Genomic DNA, 20545 nt, shown 5'->3' on the forward strand with positions numbered 1-20545 from the left:
TTCTCACAGTTCAAAATCATTCCTTCCATAAAAGCAGGTTTATAAGTTCTGCGAACTGGGCAACCGGTGGTATATATTCATGGTCCAATGGTATCAACACCTACTTAAACCTGGAAGAGTATAATGAACGACTGATCACTGAAAACAACCAGCTTCGAAATATCATTTCTAATATGAATGATAGTATTTCGATTTCAAAACAGCTGGACAGTACATCATTTGAAGGAGATTATATTTTCAGACCTTCTCGTGTTATTAATAACAACTTCGCGAAAATTGATAATTACCTGACTCTAAACAGGGGTGAAAATTCAGGAATTCAGAAAGAATTTGGAGTAATTACCAGCCAGGGAATTGTTGGGATCGTAGACAGAACCAACAAAAAGTATTCCCGGGTCATTTCTATACTAAATAGCAGATCCAGGATCAATGCGCAATTAAGCAGTACCAATCATTTTGGAAGCCTAGTGTGGAATGGAGAAGATCCAAATATCGTTCAGCTAATCGATGTTCCCAGGCAGGCACCGGTTCAAAAAGGAGATACAATCATTACGGGTGGACGGTCGCTAATTTTTCCTGAAGGATTACCAATTGGTAGTATCGAAGATTTTACATTGGATCAAACTCAAAGCTATTACACCATCAACATCAAACTATTTAATGACATGACTAATATTGGTTATGTTTATGTAATAGAGAACATCAATAAAGACGAAATCAAGGAATTACAGGAGCCAGATGAACAGTAAATTAGTATCAAATATTGCCCGCTTCGTGATCCTGATATTTATACAGGTTCTAATTCTGAATAACATCAATTTTCTGGGGTATATCAATCCGTATTTATACGTGTTGTTTATTTTGCTTTATCCCTTTGCCGGAAACCAAAGCCTGTTCCTCATCTTATCTTTTTTGCTGGGATTAAGTATCGATATTTTTGAGGATAGTGGCGGGATCAATGCAGCTGCATGTTTGATCGCTGCTTTTGCCCGACCTAATCTGCTTCGGTTCTCCTTTGGGATAAGTTATGATCACCAGAATATCAGACTGGCCTTTACCCCTTTTGGAGCAAAATTCAGTTATGTTTCCCTGATCGTTCTAATCCACCATTTCGTATTTTTTTCTTTGGAAATGTTTAGTGTAAATCATATACTTCTAATACTCAAGAAAACTCTTTTTTCAAGTATCTTTTCAGTAATTCTAATATTACTGTCATTAACACTTTTCAGTAGAAAACATCGATGAGAAAATTATTGCTGTATATTACAATCCTTACCACAGGTCTTATATTCCTGGGGAGATTGTTCTATCTACAGGTAATAGACACCTCCCTTGCTATTCGCTCACAGGATAACGCCATTAAAGTTATTTACGATTACCCGCAGCGGGGATATATTTATGATCGTAATGGGGAACTCATGGTCAGTAATCAGCCGTCTTATGATGTCATGGTTATCCCGAGAAACCTCAAACCTTTCGACACCACCGAATTTTGTAATATTCTGAATCTTTCCCGCGAAGACCTGGAAAAAAAACTGGATAAGGCAAAAATTTATTCTCCCATGTTACCTTCAGTAGTTATTCCGCAACTTACCAAAAGTGAGTACGCGATACTTCAGGAGAAAATGAGAAACTACCAGGGATTTTATATTCAGAAGAGATCTTTAAGAGACTACCAGGTTGATCACAGCGCGAACGTGCTTGGATATATCGCTGAAGTAAACCAGAAGATCGTTAATGACAACCCATATTATATTTCTGGCGACCTTATAGGCCGGGCTGGTGTTGAAAGTTATTATGAAGAACTTTTAAGAGGTGAGAAAGGTGTAAAATATATTCAGAAGGATAGATTCAACAGAGATATTGGACCCTATAAAGAAGGTATTTTCGACTCTTTGCCAGAAAAAGGTAAGGATATCACTTTGACCATTGACGCGGTACTGCAGGATTACGGTACAAAATTAATGGAAAACAAACGCGGAGGTATTGTTGCGCTGGAACCTAATACCGGGGAGATCCTAACCCTGATCACTGCTCCAACTTATGATCCGGCAGATCTGGTAGGAAGAAAACGCTCTCCAAATTTCACAAAATTATACCTCGATGAAGACGCAAAACCACTTTATGACCGTGGGCTTTTAGCTGAATATCCTCCCGGATCTCCTTTCAAAACCTTGAATGCATTGATCGGACTTCAGGAGAATGTAGTGGATGTAGATGATTCTTTCTCCTGTAATCATGGGTATCCATATGGCCGCGGAAGGAAACTGGGGTGTCACGCACATAAAAGTCCGCTAAGTATGATTCCCGGAATTGCGCAATCTTGTAATGCTTACTTTGCAAACGTTTATCGCAGAATCATAGAGAAATATCCTAGTCCGCAGGAAGGAATGGATGCCTGGAATGCACATTTAAAAAGCTTTGGCCTCGGAGATTATCTGGGATCAGACCTTAGTACAGGAAGATCAGGTAAAATCCCAGATTCTGAGTATTATAATAAGATCTACGATTATCCAACTTACAAATGGTATGCGACAGCTACACTTTCCAATGCGATTGGACAGGGAGAGGTTCTAATGACACCAATTCAACTGGCAAACATGGCGGCTACTATTGGAAATAAAGGCTGGTACTACACTCCGCATATCCTGAAAGAGGTTAACGGGCAACCAATTAAGGAGGAGAAATACACCACGAAAAATATAACCACTATTGAGAAAAGACATTTCGAACCTGTAGTAGAAGGAATGCACGAGGTTTATAAAACCGGAACAGCTTCTGCTCTTAGAATCCCGGGAATAGAAATAGCCGGTAAAACTGGAACTGCGGAAAACTTTACCAAGATCGATGGAAAGAGGGTACAGCTTACAGATCACTCGATATTTGTAGCCTTCGCTCCTGTAGATAATCCTAAGATCGCAATTGCAGTGTTTGTGGAAAATGGATATTGGGGTGGTCGTTATGCCGGAAGAATTGCCAGTTTGATGATCGAAAAATATCTGAAGGGAACTATTACCAGAACAGATATGGAAGACTGGATCCTGTCACACAGCCTCGAAGACGAATATGCCAAGCCATTAAGCGGCGAACCCTTCATAATTAACAGATAAATGGCGAGAAGCAATGGAGCCAGTTTCGACTGGATAAGTATCTTAATCTATTTAGCACTTATACTTTTTGGCTGGGCCAATATTTACTCTGCCTCATTGGGATCTACCAGCGGTTCTTTTTTTGATCTTGAACAGCCTTATGGAAAGCAGGCTCTGTTCGTTGGTCTTAGTATTTTTCTCGTTATTATCATTTTGTCTATAGAAGCGAAATTTTATCAACGCTTTTCGAGTATTATATATTTAGTATCGCTTCTCTCACTGGCCGGACTCTTTGTCTTCGGAAAAACAATTTCAGGAGCAACCTCCTGGTATTCCTTTGGAAGCTTTGGACTGCAACCATCTGAATTTGCCAAATTTGCTACTGCCCTAGCGCTGGCGAAATACCTTAGTGATATTCAAACCAACATTAAAAGACTTGATCACCAGGTCAAGGCCTTTATTATAATCGCGATACCTGCAATTCTAATTGTACCTCAGCCGGATCCAGGAAGTGCCCTGGTCTATGCTGCTTTCTTTTTCCCATTATATCGTGAAGGTCTTTCTGGCTTTTATCTTATAACTGGACTCTCGGCGGTTGCAGTATTCATTTTAACGCTAATTATTGGTCCTATATGGGTTAGTGTAGTAGTTGCCACCATTGCCTTAATAATGTTCTTCATGAAGTCCAGAAAGGGTCCAGGCAAAGTCCTTATCAGCGTATTTGCGATCATATCCATTGCATTAAGCTTTTCAGTAAGTTATATTTTTGAGAATGTCTTTGAACAGCGTCACCGGGATCGTTTCAACATTGTTCTCGGGAAAGAAGTTGATGCAAGGGGAATTGGTTATAACACCAACCAGAGTGAGATCGCAATTGGTAGTGGTGGATGGTTTGGCAAAGGCTGGACCGAAGGAACTCAAACAAAAGGTCATTTTGTTCCAGAGCAACATACAGATTATATATTCAGTACAGTTGGAGAAGAATGGGGCTTCTTAGGTAGCGCAATGGTTGTATTCCTGTTCGTAGGCTTATTGTTGAGACTTATCGTTCTGGCAGAAAGACAAAGAGATCAATTCTACCGAATTTACGGTTACTCGGTTATTGGTATCCTATTCATTCACTTTCTGGTGAATATAGGGATGGTGATAGGTATTTTTCCAACAGTTGGTATTCCATTGCCTTTCTTTAGTTATGGTGGCTCAGGCTTGTGGGGATTCACTATCCTGCTGTTTATTTTCATCAAACTCGATAGCGACCGGTTATCTTATTAAGTACACTGCTCTACCAATAGCAGGATCGCTGCTACTAGAAGAATGATAAAGGGATAGATATATTTTCGTTTCATAATTTCAGTATTGCGCATAAAAGAACCCGGAATTTCTCCCGGGTCATATTTGTTTCTCTGTATTAGCTTTTCACTTTCTTGGATTTATCAACACCTGCCATTTTATTTCTGGTGATGTTGTTCATTTTCATATCTGAAAGTACATTTACAGCTTCCTCGATATAAACATCTTTACTAAGGCTTTCATGCCATCTCAGTCTCTTTTCCTTAAGAATAGTATCTGTTGCGAACAGTTGTTCTTCAAAAGGTAATGAGTTATAAGTTAGATCTGTTTTGTAATCTCTAATAGATTCGAACTGCTTCGCCATTTCTTTATCTTCCGCAGCTTGCGCAGCATATTCAGAATAATTTAATGGATAAGTACTTTCATCACTCTGAGTCTTTACCCATTTAGCATTTTCCTCGATCATCTTTAACTGAGTGTTGGAACTCATTCGTTCCTTACTGGCAGCGATGGCTTCATCGTAACCAACATAACCATCCCAGATATCGTAATCTGCCGCATCGATCTTATCCCATGGTAATGGGTTTTCCTGATCTTTTTCACCTATATCTACAAAGCTGTAACGATCTGGAACCACGACATCACTCTTCACACCTTCCAGTTGGGTAGAACCACCATTTACACGGTAGAACTTCTGGGTGGTGATCTTAAGAGCGCCCATATCGCCCATTTCATTATTTCGTAACCATCTGTTCAGGTCGATCACATTTTGTACCGTTCCTTTACCATAGGTTTGCTTGCTTCCAATTATAATAGCTCTCTTATAGTCCTGCATCGCAGCAGCTAAAATTTCTGAAGCTGAGGCTGAAAGTTCGTTTACGAGGATCACCAAAGGACCATCCCATAAAACCTGAGGATCTTCATCCTTAAGCACTTCTTTTCTTTGTCCGTTAGATTTCACCTGAACAATTGGACCTTCCTCAATAAACATCCCGGCGATATCCACTACTGTTTTTAGTGAACCACCACCATTATTTCTAAGGTCAAGAACCAGACCTTCCATTCCCTCCTGTTTCAGTCTAATAATATCTTCTTTGATATCTGAAGCAGCATTCCTGCTATTGTAATCTTCCATATCGAAATAGAATTTCGGCAGGTTAATAATTCCGAAGTTCTTCCCGTCTTTCTTCACCATAGAAGTTTTCGCGTACGTTTCTTCGATCTCAATCACATCTCTAACCAGCGTTACATCTTCGATATTTCCCATCACTTTTTTACGCACCGTAAGCGTTACTTTCGTGTCTTTAGGACCCTTGATAAGATCTACTGCATCATCCAGTCTCATTCCCACGATACTCACGGCATCTTTCTCATCTTCCTGCTTTACCTTCAGGATCACGTCACCTTCAGTAATCTCATCACTTCTCCACGCCGGACCTCCGGAGATCACTTCAGTAATCGTTATATTATCGCTGTCTTTTACCAATCTAGCACCAATACCTTCCAGTTTACCCGACATGGCAATATCAAACCTGTCCTTTTCCTGAGGTGCGAAATAGAAGGTATGCGGATCAAATTCTTCCACAATGGCATTGATATATACTGAAAAATAATCTTCTCGTTCCAGATCATCAGTAAAGTCATAATATCGCTCCATATTGGAGAGCGTAGACTCCCTAGCTTCCTTTTCCAGCTCAGCATCATCTTTTACCTCATATGATTCATCTGCCTCCTTCTTGGTCGCTTCATCTTCCTTTAGATCATGATAAGTGATCAATGTATTGAATTTCAGCTGCTCTTTCCATCTTTTGGTTAATTCAGCTTTTGAAGAAACATACTTCAGGTTATCATAATCTGTATCGATCTTTTCATTTTCAGAAAAGTCAAATGGCTCCGCAAGTATTTCCTTGTAGATAGATCTCGCCTCTTCCATTCGTTGCTGAAGCCTTCCGTAGGTAAGATTGAAAAACTCTATATTTTTACCCTTGATTTGATCGTCGATCTGATCCTTAAAGGAACTGAAGTCTTCAATATCCTCCTTGTAGAAAAATCTTTTTGAAGGATCCATTCCTTCTAGATAGTCCTCATATACGTTCGCTGAAAACTCATCATTGATCTCCTTGGCATCATAGTGTCCCTGGTTAAGAACATAGGTGATAAGGTCAATCAATAATTTATCTTTATCTGGATCGTCAAAAGTCTTAGTTGTAAAACTACAGGACGCAGCCGCCATGAAGACCATGACCGCCAGTAATTTAAAATTCCTTTTCATAATTCTTTTTAATTTCGTCATCGCGTGGTTACATCTAGTACAGTAAAAACTGTGCCAACAGACACTTAGAAACCGACTAATTTGTCAAACCACTAATATAACGTTTCCTTATTTAAATTCTTATTTTAGCTAAACCAAATAAAACTGCATGAACAAGAAGAAACCACTGATTCTGGTTACTAATGATGATGGAATTACTGCTCCCGGAATTCGAACTCTTATCGAAGTAATGAAGGAAATTGGTGACGTGGTGGTGGTCGCCCCAGATAGTCCTCAAAGTGGAATGGGCCACGCCATTACAATTAGCGACACTCTATTTTGCGAACAGGTCACTATCAAGGAGTCTTACAAACATAAAGAATATAGCTGCTCGGGAACTCCGGCAGACTGCGTGAAGATCGCTACCCAGGAGATTCTTGACCGCAAGCCAGATCTTTGTGTAAGCGGTATTAATCATGGCTCCAACAGCTCTATCAATGTTATTTACTCTGGTACGATGAGTGCGGCGGTAGAAGCTGGAATTGAAGGAATACCGGCAATTGGCTTTTCACTTCTGGACTACTCATTAAACGCCGACTTTGAGCCTGCCAGGAAATATGTAAAAGCGATCGTTAGGAATACACTGAAAAATGGTCTACCAGAAGGGGTTGTTCTTAACGTGAATATTCCCAAACTTGAATCTGGTGATATCAAAGGTATGAAGGTATGCAGGCAGGCAAATGCACACTGGGAAGAGGAGTTCGATAAAAGAAGGAGTCCACAGGGCCGTGATTATTACTGGCTAACAGGAACCTTTGTAAATAAAGATGAAGGTAAGGATACAGATGAGCAGGCGCTGGCAGATGGGTATGTTTCCATAGTTCCCGTGCAGTTCGATCTTACTGCTCACCATTTTCTAAAAGAACTGAATAACTGGGAGTTTAATGATTAAACAGAATATTCTAACAGGCTTTTTCACCGGGCTGGCCGCCAACATCGCCGGTGTCCTGGTATATACAGGACTATTCTCTAATGCCGGGATCGATGCTACGCTAGCCGATGCTGTTGCCAACGACTACCTCGGAAAGGTCATTGCGTTAGGTGCTATTCTCAATTTCCTTCCATTTTATATATTTCTACGGAAGAAACAGAATTACCATGCTCGCGGAGTACTATTAGCAACTATTATTGTGGCAGTCGCTGTAGCGATTTACAAATTCGTGTTATGAAGTATTATATAATAGCCGGCGAAGCTTCCGGAGATCTGCACGCATCGAATTTGATGAAAGCTCTGAAGCAAGAGGATCCAGATGCAGATTTCAGATTCTGGGGTGGTGATCTTATGCAGGCTCAGGGTGGCAAAATGGTAAAACATTATCGCGAACTGGCCTTTATGGGTTTTGCTGAAGTCATTATGAACCTTCGTACGATCTTTAGTAATATCAAATTATGTAAAGAGGATATTAAAAATTACGAACCCGATGTGATCCTTTATATCGATTACCCGGGATTTAACATGCGTATAGCCGAATGGGCTAAGAAACAAGGTTACCAGAACCACTATTATATTTCTCCACAAATCTGGGCATGGAAGGAAAACCGAATTAAAAAGATCAAAAGAGACGTTGATCATATGTACGTGATTCTGCCTTTTGAGAAGCAATTTTACGAGGAGAAACATGACTTCCCGGTAGATTTTGTAGGTCACCCATTGTTGGATGCCATACAGGACAGGCAACCTCCTCTACCAGAAGAATTTAGAAAAGAACACAATTTAGGTAATAAGCCAATTATTGCGTTATTACCCGGAAGCCGAAAACAGGAAATTGAAAAAATGCTGAGTATCATGCTTAGCGTTACAGATCATTTTGAAGATTATCAATTCGTGATTGCTGGAGCACCCAGCCAGGATAGTGAATTTTACCAGGAATTTACCAGCAGAAAGAATGTAAGTCTTATCATGAATAAAACTTACGATGTGCTAAGTCTTGCGCATGCCGCTTTAGTGACTTCTGGAACTGCAACCCTGGAAACCGCACTTTTCAAAGTACCCGAAGTTGTATGCTACAAAGGGAGTTATGTCTCTTATCATATAGCCAAGCGTATCATTAAACTGGATTATATATCATTAGTCAATTTAATCATGGATCGCGAGGTTGTGAAAGAGCTAATTCAAAGTGAGCTCAATACTGAAAATTTGAAAAAAGAACTTACTAAGATACTTCAGGATGATAAACGTGAAAAGATTTTTAGTGAGTACCACGAACTTGAATTAAAGCTTGGTGGAGCTGGTGCCAGTAAAAATACAGCCAAACTCATCATGGAAAACATATAATCTATGAAGACAGCGATACTTCTAAAAGTAATGATTGCCTGTATGTTGATTACGACGCTTAGCTCCTGCGGAAGCAGATCAAGAGTAATCACCACTAAAGAAGCACAAACCAGGGTTTCAAGAAGTGATAAGAAGTTTGAAAGACCGAGGGATGCTGCTGAGTCATATGCTGATGTTAGAGTGGCTGAAAAGATCGTACAACATGCCAAAGGTTTTGAAGGCACAAAGTATAAATTTGGTGGCACGACCAAAAAAGGTATGGACTGTTCAGGCCTGGTCTATGTGAGTTTTCTGGAAGAAGGCTTATCACTACCCAGAACTTCCCGGGCGATGTCTCTGCAGGGAAAAAGATTGTATTTAAAGGAAGTTAGTACGGGTGACCTGCTTTTTTTCGAAACAAATAAGAACAAAAAGGTCATCAATCATGTTGGTTTAGTTGTGCAGGCGGACCGAGATAACATCTATTTCATCCATTCATCCACCTCAAGAGGCGTTATTATATCTTCATTATCAGAAACTTACTGGAAAGATAATTTTGTGATGGCACGTCGCGTGATTTGAAAAATTACTTACTTTCGGGCGATTAATTCAATTGCTTGAAAAGTTCCGGATTCGTTTTTATAAGGCTCAGCCTGTATCTGTTAGCAGGCATACTGCTAGGCTTCTCTATTAATGTCGATTTGCGTTGGAGCTTAGTGATAACTACGATCTGCCTCCTGCTCTTTTTCATTGCATATTACAGAAGCGCGAAATTACTCTTTCCTGATATTTTCTTCGGAATAGCCACCTTTCTACTGATTGCAAGTGTAGGATTTACTGCGGTTCAGCTTAGGCAACCGGAAAACATTAGTTCACATTATACCAATTTTAAAATTGAAGCAGGGCAAATTCTTAAAGCTGAAGTTTCAGAAGAATTAAAACCGAATCAGTATAATTCCAGATATATCATTGAAGCCATATCACTTCAATATAAAGATGAATATCAACAAGTTTCCGGAAAGATCCTTCTCAGCATACAGAGAAACTTAAACGAACCTGAAAGTTTAAAGCCTGGTGATATACTGTTGCTACCCTTTACACCGGAGTTTGTTAAATCACCAGCCAATCCATTTATGTTTAGTTACCGGGAATACCTGGAAGGTTTGAAGATCCACCGCCAAGTGCAATTAACTCCTTCACAAGTAGAGGTACTTTCTTTTAATAGGAGTTTACACAGTTATTCCAGATCTTTTAGAAATAACCTCATCGGCAATGTTCGTAATTATAATTTTTCGAAAGATGAGCTTGCAGTTTTTCAAGCTTTAATTCTTGGTCAACGCAGCGATTTGAACGAAAAACTTTACAAAGATTACGCTGCTGCGGGAGCGGTACATATCCTGGCCATTAGCGGACTTCATATTGGTATCCTTTTATTGATGCTGAACTGGCTTTTGAAACCTCTAAAAAGATTTAAAGCGGGTAAATGTTTAAGTTTATTGCTTTGCATTGTTTTACTATGGAGTTTCGCGATGCTCACAGGCCTGCAATCATCGGTTGTAAGAGCAGTAACCATGTTTAGCTTCCTTGCAGTCGGTCTCAACCTGAAGAGGAAAACAGGAGCTTTTAATAGCCTTGCCTTATCATTCTTTTTCCTGTTACTCATTGACCCCTATTATATCCTGCAGGTAGGCTTTCAGCTGAGTTACCTCGCGGTATTCAGTATTTTATTGATCCAACCAAAAGTTTATCAATTAGTAAACATCGATAATAAGGTTTTTGATTATTTCTGGAAACTAAGTTCGGTAAGTATTGCTGCACAAATAGGCGTTCTGCCGCTTAGCATCTATTATTTTCATCAGTTTCCCGGGCTATTCCTGCTCACCAACCTATTTATTCTACCTTTTCTGGGAGTACTACTTATCTCAGGAATTCTTGTATTAATTCTGGCATATGTTGGCTGGTTACCAGATTTGTTGGTGTGGCTATTCAACAAACTGCTGTCGGTCATGAATTGGGTAGTAACGGAAATTGCTTCTATCAAACCATTCGTTTTTTCAAATATTGATTTGAATATGTTCCAAACGATCGCCCTCTATTTACTATTAGCTGGGATCATGATGATCTGGCAGAATTTAAACTACAGAAACCTGATCGCCTTTGCCATAGGGATTATTATACTTCAGCTTAGTTTTATTGCTAATAAGTTTTCGAATCCTTCAGCTGAAATTGTGATCATGCATCGCTACAAGGAAAGTCTGATCACTTTTAAGAACAACAAGAATTTAGTAGTGGCTACAAGCACTTCCGAAGCACCCGAACTAATTGATTATATAAGGGAACGGAAAATAAAGAAGCTTGAGAAAACCCAATTGGAGGATTTTTATATGACTCCGAAGGGTTTGCTATATATCCAAAGTGACAGCATTACATTTCCAGAAATGGAAATTCATCCCGAAATTCTTTTACTTCGGAATTCTCCAAAGGTAAATTTTGAAAGGTTGTTATTGAATGCTCAACCGAAACAGATCATAGCCGATGGAAGTAATTATCCATATATGATCAGGAAATGGAAAGCTACTGCCAAGCATAAAAAAATCCCTTTCCATGCAACTGCTGAAAAGGGAGCTTATATGATGAGGTAATGAATTTCTAACCAGAGAATTTACTTTCGAAGTTCTCCTGGTAAGCTTTCCAGTCTTCCTCTGTAGTTACATTTTTGTAGTCATTAGTAGCAAACACCTTCAAAAAGATCTCCAGTTTTTGAGGAGTAAGATATCCTTTAAGAGGAGAAAGAAACTTGCCTTTTTCATCGAAGAATACCATCGTTGGGTAAGCATTCACTCCCATCGCCAACGCAAATTCATGTACAGAATTTCTTCCTTTTTTGTCTGGCTGGTAATTTGGATTCTTGAATACCTTGTCATTGTATTTCACCACCTCATTACCTTCTGCATTAAACTTTACGGCATAATAGTGTTTATTAATATAGTTGGCTACATCTTTATTCCCAAAGGTATTTTTATCCAAAAGTTTACACGGGCCACACCAGGTAGTGTAGGCATCTACAAAGATCTTTCTTGGCTCTTTCTTCTGAGCTTCCAAAGCTTCGTTCATGCTCATCCAGTTAATCTCCTGAGCCTGTACCGCTGAAACAGCCGATAAAAACGTTAGAAAGAATATTAGTTTTTTCATAAGCTAAAATTACTGAATTTAGCTAAAAGCAAAAAGCGTTCCTAAGCTAATAGAAACACTTTGATAAAGCTTTAATTATTTGATCCCGTGCATTAATTTCTTCAGCAATGGATTCAGCAACGCTACTAGCAATCCACCGGCGATAGGAACTATTGTAAATATTAAAAAGAAAGTAGAAAGATCATATTGTTCTGTAACAGATTCGATCATACCTCCAAGTGATCCGGCAAGTTTGTTTCCAATAGCTATTGCCAGGTACCACATTCCAAACATAAAGGCGATCATTCTTGCTGGCACCAGTTTACTTACATAAGATAGTCCAAGCGGCGATAGACATAATTCACCCAGTGTATGTAATAAGTAAGCCAGAATAAGCCAGATCATGCTCACTTTCGCTCCTTCAGCCAGTCCGCTTGACCCAAGAGCTAATAACCCAAAACCGAGTCCAAGAAGTACAAGGCCAAAGCAGTATTTGTAAGCCGCAGAAGGATTGTATTTACTTTCCCACCATTTGGAGAAGAAAGAGGCAAATACTATTATAAAGAAGGAGTTCAAAATACTAAACCATGATACGGTGATCTCGGTCGTTGTTGCTGAAAATTCACGCACTAACATCCAGATCACCAGAGCCCAGATCCCCGCAAAGCATATTCCCAGGATGATATTAGAACCGGGTATTTTTGAAAAAGTCTGTTTCCATAAAAGATAAAGTACCCAGGTAATGATTGCCAGCGGAACTACAGTGAGCAGTGCATTAATAACATTAAAGATCATTGCTGAGTTCCCCGTAAGTACCCTGTCTACATTATCTCTTGCAAAGATGATAAGTGATGAGGCTCCCTGTTCAAATGCCAGGAAGAAAAACACGGTAAACACGGCAAAGATGATCACTGCGATCAATCTGTCCCTAACAATCGGCGCATAACGAGAAATTCTTGAAATAACCAGCACCAGGAATAATACGAGACCGATCAATGCCATTCCAATTGGCCCTGAAAATGGTTCACCTCCAAGATCAAAAGGCATCACGACTGGAAGTAAGTTTAGATCACCGATTCTCGAAACTGGATCGTTAATAAGATATAGCAATCCTATGGTGGCAGATGCGAATACAAGAATTTTATCGAGTAATGTAAATGGATTAGGTTTATGACTAACTCCTTTGCTTTCTTCTTCTCGCAGGTGTTTTGCCTCCAACTCCTTGTCTGGCACTCCACCTATTTTCCCAAATAGAGGTTTAGCAAGCCAGAATTGTAAAGTTCCTAGAAGCATAAAGATTCCGGCAAGCCCAAATCCCCAGCTCCATCCTATTTTTTCAGCAAGATATCCACAAAGCATCATTCCAAAAAATGCTCCGGCATTTACGCCCATATAAAAGATAGTGTATGCACCATCTTTTTTATCAGGTTTGCCCTCATACATTTCAGAAATGATGGAGGTGATATTCGGTTTAAAGAAACCAGTTCCAATCACCAGTAAACCGAGTCCCAGGTAAAGGGATGTTTCAGTTTCCAGCGCCATGGATGCATGACCAAGGGTCATTATTGCTGCACCAATGATTACTGCCCAACGGTAGCCAGTAAATTTATCTGCGATGAGTCCGCCCAGAATTGGAGTTAAATAAAGCAGTCCTGCATAAGTTCCGAAGAGAGCTCCGGCATTTTCTGCAGTCCATCCCCAACCTGGGTTATCTACTCCTACGATAGCCATCGTTAGGAAATTCACCAAAAGTACCCGCATTCCGTAGAACGAAAAGCGTTCCCACATTTCGGTAAAGAAGAGGACAAAAAGTCCCGCAGGATGGCCTAGAACTTTACTTTTAAAAAAGTCATTTTCTACATTAACTTCTCCGCTGGCTGCCATATTAAAATGATATTAAGACTGCGTATCACCAAGTTCAAAATTCTCCTGCTGTGGTAGTTCAGCTTCATTATCCTCAACTCCATGAGTAAGTCTTTTCAATGGTTTCAATAATAGAATCACAAGTAAACCGAAGATCGCCGTAAATATGGTAATACCCCAGAAGGTTTTGTATTCCATATCGGTTTGAATTTCTTCCACTATGAAGTTTCCACTCCATCCTTTTTTCTCATCACCTTGTTTGAAATCTATTAATACGTGATAAGGATCTTCAGCAGTTACATTTTCCTCCTGTAAGGTTTCAATTACTTCGTTGCTTCTTTCACTATCCTTAAACTGAATGAAATCAAGTATTGGCTCATTCCCTTCCCGCGTGGTAAGTTTCAATTCCCCATTTTCTTCATACACATTTCCTGCAAGTCGGAAATCCTGTTGTTGGTCCACTACAGAATCATTGATCTGAAGATTCTGCGTCATCTGTGAACCAGTAGCATTAAGATTTACCACCATAGGCTCTCCCTGTGAAAATTCTCCAATCACACCAGCAACTTTATTCCCCAGACCTGTCGCTGCAAAATAAACACCCATCATAAGGGAAGCATATTTGACCGGAGCAAGTTTAGTAATGAATGAAAGCGCAACTGGTGAAGAACAAAGCTCCCCAATAGTATGCAGTAAATAAGCAAGAACCAACCAGTACATTGCAGCCTTTTCATCGTAAGGAGTATAGCTTTTCGCAGCCATAGCCATAAAGATGAATCCAAGACCCATAATGATCACACCGGTCGCCATTTTGAAAATAGATGATGCCTCTTTATTCTTAAGTTTTCTCTTAGCCCAGAAGTTTGCGATGACCACTCCAAATATGATAATGAACATGGCATTTAATGACTGGAACCATGTCGCTGGGACTTCGCTACCAATTAAAGGTAAATCGAATGGGATCGATCTATCAGTTTTATCTAAGGCATAAATATTCATTAATCCACCGGCCTGTTCGAAAGCTCCCCAGAATACCACCACAAGTAGAAAGGATAAGATCATTACTACGTATCGATCCTTCATTATTTGGGTAGTAAGGTCTTTGTAGACCATCAGCATTAAGGCGGTAACCAGGGTTAGGAAGATATAAAGTAAACCGTAAGGCAAGGATTCAAAGATCAGGTAGTATACAGATCCTGCCATTAATACAGCTGTAATTCCCAGTTGTAATGGTGATTTCAGCAATTTACTGAACATGTTCCCAAGAGAAGCTCCTTCACTACGTTCAGCTTTAGAAAGTAGGTTACCAACATTTACAAGATATTTCTGTCCCCATAGATAAACCAGAAGCCCTAAAGCCATCGCGATTCCCGCAAGACCAAATCCCCAGTGCCATCCTATTTCTTCTCCAACATATCCTACGATCAAACTGGAAAGAAAAGCTCCAAGATTGATCCCGATATAAAATATGGTAAAACCTTTATCTCTTCTAATATCACCTTCCTTATAAAGTCCACCAACCATTGTAGAAATATTCGGTTTTAGCATTCCAACTCCGGCGATGATCAAAGCAAGACCTGAGTAAAAAGCCCACATTTCTTCCACTGCAAGAATACCATGTCCTACCACCAGCACAATACCTCCCACCAGCACGGTTTTCTTCTGTCCTAATAGCTTATCTGCAATGATACCACCGGGAATGGATGCTACATATACCAGCATGGTGTACCAGCCATAAAGCGCGATGGCTTCTCCACCTGTCCAGCCTAAACCTGCATTTCCTCCTGTAGTAGCACTTACAAGATAAAGTACCAGAATAGCACGCATTCCGTAATAGGAAAAACGCTCCCACATTTCAGTGAAGAATAAAATATAGAGACCAACCGGGTGGCCAAATAATTCCTTTTGATTAGCGCGTACGTCTTGAGTTGCCATTAATATGAGAGTATTAGATTAAAGTTTTTCGAGTATAAAGTCTGTCATCATCTGGTAAAGATGAAGCCTAGTGTTCCCACCGTAAATTCCATGATTTCTATCCGGGTAGATCGCCCAGTCAAATTGTTTATTTGCCTGCACCAGTTCTTCCACCATGCGCATGGAGTTTTGCACATGTACATTGTCATCTCCGCCACCGTGAATAAGCAGGTAGTCACCTTCGAGCTTTTCTGCATGACTTAGCGGGGAATTCTCATCATATCCAGATGCATTTTCCTGCGGAGTACGCATGTATCTTTCAGTATAAACAGTATCGTAAAATCTCCAGCTTGTAACCGGAGCCACAGCAATCGCCATAGAAAATACATCGTTTCCTTTCAGGATTGCATTGGTAGACATAAAGCCGCCATAAGACCAACCCCAGATTCCAATACGATCTGCATCCACATAACTTTTTTCAGCTAATTGTTTCGCTGCTGCGATTTGATCCTCTACTTCAAATTTTCCAAGTTCCTGGTAAGTCACTTTTTTGAAGTCGGCGCCTTTAAATCCAGTTCCTCTACCATCAATACAAACGATCATATAACCTTTGTTTGCCAATAATTGATACCAGTAATCATTACTTCCAAAATATGAATTAGAAACCGACTGTGAACCGGGTCCTGAATACTGAAACATCAATACCGGGTACTCCTTATTTTCATCAAAGTTCGCCGGTTTAATAGTCCACATATTCAGTTCGTTGCCGTTTACTTCAATACTGGAAAGTTCTTTTGGAGAAAATTGGTAAGCTTCATTATTTTTTAGAAGCTCATTATTATTCAGGATCTCACGCACCTGCTTACCATCCTTTGCTTTGTGCAAAGTATAAACCGGCGGAGTATTTACATTCGTAAATGTGTTGATGAAATAGGTGTAATCTGCACTGAAATCGGCAGAATTCGTACCATCCTTTTCTGTTAGCCTGGTTTTAGATTTACCGTTCGGCTTAATAGCATATACATCACGATTCACACTTCCATTTTCAGTACTTTGAAAATAGATGCGTTTAGCTTTCTTATCATAGCCGTAATAGTTGGTCACTTCCCATTGCCCTGAAGTAATCTGGTTGATCAGCTTCCCATCTTCAGCATAGTGGTAAATATGATTCCAGCCATCTTTTTCGCTGGTCCAGATAAAGCTATTGTCTTCAAGAAAAGTTAGATTATCGGTAATATCAACATAAGCCTTGTCAGCTTCATTCAAGACAACACTGGCTTCATTATTTTCAGCATTCACGAAAATAAGGTCAAGATTATTCTGGTGCCTGTTCAAAACCTGAACGCTTAGCAGCATATCTTTTGAAGACCATTTAATTCTTGGGATATAGAAGTCGGCATAATCTCCCAGTTTAATTTCTTCGGAAGAGTTCGCTTCTACATCGTACATATGCAGACTAACTTCTGAATTAGACTCACCCGCCTTTGGATATTTAAAAACCTGTTGTGTTGGGTAAAGGTCTTTTCCGAAGAGATCCATAGAGAATTCCGGAACTGCAGATTCATCAAACCTTAAGTAAGCGATCTTTTCACCGGTTGGATTCCATGCAAAAGCTTTTACAAAAGAAAATTCTTCTTCATAAACCCAGTCTGTTATCCCATTAATGACACTATTGATCTCCCCATCCATGGTCACCTGCGTGCGTTCCATAGACTTAAGATCCAGAATATAAATGTTGTTTTCAAAAACATAAGCAAGCTTGGAATTATCTGGAGAAAAAGAAGCCTCCTGAATTTTGTCATCGCTAACTTTCGTAAGTTTCTTAGAAGCTACATCGTAGATATGTACAACTTCTCTGGAAGAACGCCTGTAAATAGGCTCAATTTCAGTAGAAAGTAAAATTTTGCTCTCGTCTTCGCTGAATTTGAAACTTTGAAAACTTTTGATCTCGGTAAGATCTTTACTGTTGAGAAGTGTACGGGTCTTTTTACCAGTTTTATAGCTGTAGATATCGATGCTCACCGTACCGGTTTCGCGATCGCGATTCATCACCACATATTCCTCACCATTATTCAAAGATTGTAGGGACTGAAGTCTTTCCTGGCGAAAGCTACCACTCCAGATCTCTTCAAGACTAACTTCTTTTTTTTGTGCAGATAGCACTGAAGTCGCCATGAGTAGAAAGGCAACAAAAGTATAGGGGAATTTCATAAAATTTGTAGAATATTTAATGCAGGCCAAGTTTACTAAAATTTAACCAAAAAATGACTATCGATTCTTGTAAATTACTAAGTAAGTGTTAAAGAAATCACGCAAAGTGAATGATCAAAAACAGTCTTGTACAGGTCTTAATCTAGCTTCGTATCTTTGTGCTCCTGAAAACTACTAAGATGACCAAACCCGTTAACGGATTTTCCAAACTCAGTAAGCAACAAAAGATCGAATGGCTAGCTGAAAACTATCTCTCAAAAACTCCTGAAGCTGTAGCCATTCTCCAGAACTACTGGAATACAGATGAAAGTCTTCAAAAGCTTCATGACGAATTTATAGAGAATACGATCTCCAACTATTATCTTCCATTTGGGATCGCACCCAATTTCAAGATCAATGATCGTCTTTATGCTATTCCAATGGCTATTGAAGAAAGCTCGGTAGTTGCTGCAGCGAGCAAGGCTGCTAAATTCTGGGGAGAACGCGGAGGCTTTAAAGCTGAAGTTATCAATATGACCAAAATTGGTCAGGTACATTTTATGTTCAAGGGCAGGAAGGAACATCTGCATCAATTTTTTGAAGAAAACCGTCAAAAAATGATCGACGCAGTAGCTCCAATCACCAGGAATATGGAAAAACGTGGTGGTGGTATTCTGGATCTTGAATTAATAGATAAAACTTCAGACCTTGATAATTACTATCAGCTATTTGTAAAATTCGATACGCGTGATTCTATGGGTGCGAATTTCATTAATTCCTGCCTGGAGAAATTTGCAGAAGTGCTGCGCAAACAGGCCAGAGAGACCGATTATTTTTCAGAAGAAGAAAAGCAGCTGGAAATTGTTATGAGCATTCTTTCGAATTATGTTCCTGAGTGTATTGTTAGAGCAGAAGTTTCCTGTCCTGTAGATCAACTATCAGACAATCCTGAAATACAGGGAGAAGATTTCGCCGAAAAGTTTATTCAAGCTATTAAAATTGCAGAAATCGAGCCTTATCGGGCAGTTACCCATAACAAAGGGATTATGAACGGTATTGACGCAGTTGTACTGGCTACCGGAAATGATTTTCGTGCTGTTGAAGCCGGAATTCATGCGTATGCTTCCAGAAATGGAAAATACACAAGCCTGACTCACGCTAAGGTCGAAGAGGGCATTTTCCATTTCTGGATGGAAATTCCGCTTGCATTGGGAACAGTTGGAGGCCTTACCTCACTGCATCCATTAGTAAAACTTGCACTAAATATACTACAGGATCCTTCTGCGGAAGAGCTAATGAAAATCACCGCCGTTGCCGGGTTAGCCCAGAATTTTGCTGCTGTAAAATCACTTACTACTACGGGAATACAACAAGGACACATGAAAATGCACTTGATGAACATTCTCAACCAGCAACAGGCTACCGAAGACGAGAAACAACAATTGATCACCTACTTCACCAAAAACACTATTACACACAGCGGAGTGATCGAACAACTTGAAAGAATAAGAAGCTAATGCAGAAATATCACAGCAACGGTAAATTATTGCTAACCGGAGAATATGCCATTTTGGATGGCGCTAAATCTTTAGCCTTACCCACAAAGAAGGGTCAGTCGTTGGAAATTGAGGCAAATGAATCTGCAGTCATTTCCTGGGAGAGTATTGATGAAAATAACAAAACCTGGTTCAAAGCCGATTTTCAGATAAATGAAGGTCAGTTCTTAACCGAAGCATCCTCTCTAGAGAACCCGGAGCAACAACAGATCGCTAAGCGTTTAAAACAAATCCTGAAATACTGTTATTCTTTAAAACCAGAGAAGTTTAAGTCTGGATATGACATTAAAACATATCAGGATTTTAATAGAAAATGGGGACTTGGAACTTCCTCCACGCTAATTAATAATCTCGCCAACTGGCTTGAAATCGATCCTTATCAACTTCTGGCTGAAACTTTTGGTGGCAGTGGTTACGATATTGCTGCAGCAAGGCACGACCACCCCATCAGCTTTCAACGCAAAAACGAAGTAGCTTCAGTTTTCACGGTAGATTTTGATCCTGCATTTAAGGAGGAACTGTTCTTCGTCTATCTAAATCGGAAGCAGAACAGTCGCGAGGCCATAGCACATTATCGTAAACAAAGCCAGACGAACAGATCACAGCTTATTGAGAAGATCTCTGGTATCACCGAACAGATATTGCAGTGTGAGCATTTAATGGAGTTTAAAATGCTTCTAAAAGCTCACGAGATCCTTATATCTAAAGCAATCAATAGTCCGAGAATCCAGGATCAATTATTTCCAGATTATGACGGACTCATAAAAAGTCTTGGCGGCTGGGGAGGGGATTTCATGCTTGCCACCGGGAAAGAAGCTTCCAAAAGTTACTTCAGAAATAAGGGCTATCATGATATTCTCAGTTATTCTGAAATGATCAAATAAAAAAATCCTCATCGTTCGATGAG

16 protein-coding genes are annotated in these 20545 nt (G+C 39.8%); 11 read left to right on the forward strand and 5 right to left on the reverse strand.

The features are described from left to right. The 4 genes from mreC to rodA all read left to right on the forward strand — a co-directional run. A partial coding sequence (mreC, locus tag ACNI3T_RS05070) for a rod shape-determining protein MreC (protein ID WP_418226900.1) occupies window positions 1–749 on the forward strand: 749 nt, incomplete at its 5' end. Beyond that, the gene (locus ACNI3T_RS05075; RefSeq protein WP_418226901.1) at window positions 739–1245 is read left to right on the forward strand and encodes a rod shape-determining protein MreD; all 507 of its coding nucleotides are present in this window, start codon (window positions 739–741) and stop codon (window positions 1243–1245) included. The genes mreC and ACNI3T_RS05075, both read left to right, overlap by 11 nt. Next, a complete protein-coding gene (mrdA, locus tag ACNI3T_RS05080; protein ID WP_418226902.1) occupies window positions 1242–3110 on the forward strand; it encodes a penicillin-binding protein 2 in 1869 nt (622 codons plus the stop codon). The genes ACNI3T_RS05075 and mrdA overlap by 4 nt, the downstream gene beginning before the upstream one ends. Further along, the gene (rodA, locus tag ACNI3T_RS05085) at window positions 3111–4361 is read left to right on the forward strand and encodes a rod shape-determining protein RodA (RefSeq protein ID WP_322301866.1); all 1251 of its coding nucleotides are present in this window, start codon (window positions 3111–3113) and stop codon (window positions 4359–4361) included. Window positions 4362–4497: 136 nt separating this feature from the next. On the opposite strand, the gene ACNI3T_RS05090 is transcribed toward rodA, so the two are convergent. After that, on the reverse strand, window positions 4498–6651 hold the full coding sequence (locus ACNI3T_RS05090) for a carboxy terminal-processing peptidase (RefSeq protein WP_418226903.1): 2154 nt from the start codon (window positions 6649–6651) through the stop codon (window positions 4498–4500). A gap of 148 nt (window positions 6652–6799) precedes the next feature. Here ACNI3T_RS05090 and surE point away from each other — a divergent pair, with 148 nt between their 5' ends. The 5 genes from surE to ACNI3T_RS05115 all read left to right on the forward strand — a co-directional run bounded on the left by surE (window position 6800) and on the right by ACNI3T_RS05115 (window position 11586). Next, window positions 6800–7582 (forward strand): 5'/3'-nucleotidase SurE, encoded by a 783-nt coding sequence (surE, locus tag ACNI3T_RS05095; RefSeq protein ID WP_322301864.1) that lies wholly within the window; start codon window positions 6800–6802, stop codon window positions 7580–7582. Beyond that, on the forward strand, window positions 7575–7859 hold the full coding sequence (locus tag ACNI3T_RS05100; protein ID WP_418226904.1) for a hypothetical protein: 285 nt from the start codon (window positions 7575–7577) through the stop codon (window positions 7857–7859). Before surE ends, ACNI3T_RS05100 begins: the two co-directional genes overlap by 8 nt. Then, entirely contained in the window at window positions 7856–8965 is a 1110-nt protein-coding gene (gene lpxB, locus ACNI3T_RS05105; RefSeq protein ID WP_418226905.1) for a lipid-A-disaccharide synthase, read from the forward strand. Before ACNI3T_RS05100 ends, lpxB begins: the two co-directional genes overlap by 4 nt. A gap of 3 nt (window positions 8966–8968) precedes the next feature. Next, the gene (locus ACNI3T_RS05110) at window positions 8969–9526 is read left to right on the forward strand and encodes a C40 family peptidase (protein ID WP_418226906.1); all 558 of its coding nucleotides are present in this window, start codon (window positions 8969–8971) and stop codon (window positions 9524–9526) included. Window positions 9527–9645: 119 nt separating this feature from the next. After that, window positions 9646–11586, forward strand: a complete 1941-nt coding sequence (locus ACNI3T_RS05115; RefSeq protein WP_418226907.1) for a ComEC/Rec2 family competence protein — start codon at window positions 9646–9648, stop codon at window positions 11584–11586. A 7-nt stretch (window positions 11587–11593) separates the two neighbouring features. Here ACNI3T_RS05115 and ACNI3T_RS05120 read toward each other — a convergent pair whose 3' ends face one another. From ACNI3T_RS05120 to ACNI3T_RS05135, 4 genes are all read right to left on the reverse strand, one after another. Continuing rightward, window positions 11594–12136, reverse strand: coding sequence for a thioredoxin family protein (locus ACNI3T_RS05120; protein WP_418226908.1), 543 nt, complete (start codon window positions 12134–12136; stop codon window positions 11594–11596). Window positions 12137–12211: 75 nt separating this feature from the next. Next, window positions 12212–13999: a peptide MFS transporter gene (locus ACNI3T_RS05125; protein ID WP_418226909.1), complete on the reverse strand. Its 1788-nt coding sequence runs from the start codon at window positions 13997–13999 to the stop codon at window positions 12212–12214. 12 nt (window positions 14000–14011) lie between these two features. Next, complete coding sequence (locus ACNI3T_RS05130) at window positions 14012–15913, reverse strand: peptide MFS transporter (RefSeq protein WP_418226910.1); 1902 nt, start codon at window positions 15911–15913, stop codon at window positions 14012–14014. An 18-nt stretch (window positions 15914–15931) separates the two neighbouring features. Then, on the reverse strand, window positions 15932–18103 hold the full coding sequence (locus ACNI3T_RS05135) for a S9 family peptidase (RefSeq protein WP_418226911.1): 2172 nt from the start codon (window positions 18101–18103) through the stop codon (window positions 15932–15934). 179 nt (window positions 18104–18282) lie between these two features. Here ACNI3T_RS05135 and ACNI3T_RS05140 point away from each other — a divergent pair, with 179 nt between their 5' ends. Next, window positions 18283–19599 (forward strand): hydroxymethylglutaryl-CoA reductase, degradative, encoded by a 1317-nt coding sequence (locus ACNI3T_RS05140; RefSeq protein WP_418226912.1) that lies wholly within the window; start codon window positions 18283–18285, stop codon window positions 19597–19599. Beyond that, window positions 19599–20522 (forward strand): GYDIA family GHMP kinase, encoded by a 924-nt coding sequence (locus ACNI3T_RS05145; RefSeq protein WP_418226913.1) that lies wholly within the window; start codon window positions 19599–19601, stop codon window positions 20520–20522. The genes ACNI3T_RS05140 and ACNI3T_RS05145 overlap by 1 nt, the downstream gene beginning before the upstream one ends. Window positions 20523–20545 lie beyond the last annotated feature (23 nt).

The organism is Christiangramia qingdaonensis (assembly GCF_048381525.1).
In the GTDB taxonomy this organism is placed as follows: domain Bacteria; phylum Bacteroidota; class Bacteroidia; order Flavobacteriales; family Flavobacteriaceae; genus Christiangramia.

Excerpts from the sequence above, each read along its gene's own strand:
- ACNI3T_RS05075 (WP_418226901.1), top strand. The coding sequence starts at position 739 with ATGAACAGTAAATTAGTATCAAATATTGCCCGCTTCGTGATCCTGATA.
- mrdA (WP_418226902.1), top strand. The coding sequence starts at position 1,242 with ATGAGAAAATTATTGCTGTATATTACAATCCTTACCACAGGTCTTATA.
- rodA (WP_322301866.1), top strand. The coding sequence starts at position 3,111 with ATGGCGAGAAGCAATGGAGCCAGTTTCGACTGGATAAGTATCTTAATC.
- ACNI3T_RS05090 (WP_418226903.1), bottom strand. The coding sequence starts at position 6,651 with ATGAAAAGGAATTTTAAATTACTGGCGGTCATGGTCTTCATGGCGGCT.
- surE (WP_322301864.1), top strand. The coding sequence starts at position 6,800 with ATGAACAAGAAGAAACCACTGATTCTGGTTACTAATGATGATGGAATT.
- ACNI3T_RS05100 (WP_418226904.1), top strand. The coding sequence starts at position 7,575 with ATGATTAAACAGAATATTCTAACAGGCTTTTTCACCGGGCTGGCCGCC.
- lpxB (WP_418226905.1), top strand. The coding sequence starts at position 7,856 with ATGAAGTATTATATAATAGCCGGCGAAGCTTCCGGAGATCTGCACGCA.
- ACNI3T_RS05110 (WP_418226906.1), top strand. The coding sequence starts at position 8,969 with ATGAAGACAGCGATACTTCTAAAAGTAATGATTGCCTGTATGTTGATT.
- ACNI3T_RS05120 (WP_418226908.1), bottom strand. The coding sequence starts at position 12,136 with ATGAAAAAACTAATATTCTTTCTAACGTTTTTATCGGCTGTTTCAGCG.
- ACNI3T_RS05125 (WP_418226909.1), bottom strand. The coding sequence starts at position 13,999 with ATGGCAGCCAGCGGAGAAGTTAATGTAGAAAATGACTTTTTTAAAAGT.
- ACNI3T_RS05130 (WP_418226910.1), bottom strand. The coding sequence starts at position 15,913 with ATGGCAACTCAAGACGTACGCGCTAATCAAAAGGAATTATTTGGCCAC.
- ACNI3T_RS05135 (WP_418226911.1), bottom strand. The coding sequence starts at position 18,103 with ATGAAATTCCCCTATACTTTTGTTGCCTTTCTACTCATGGCGACTTCA.
- ACNI3T_RS05140 (WP_418226912.1), top strand. The coding sequence starts at position 18,283 with ATGACCAAACCCGTTAACGGATTTTCCAAACTCAGTAAGCAACAAAAG.
- ACNI3T_RS05145 (WP_418226913.1), top strand. The coding sequence starts at position 19,599 with ATGCAGAAATATCACAGCAACGGTAAATTATTGCTAACCGGAGAATAT.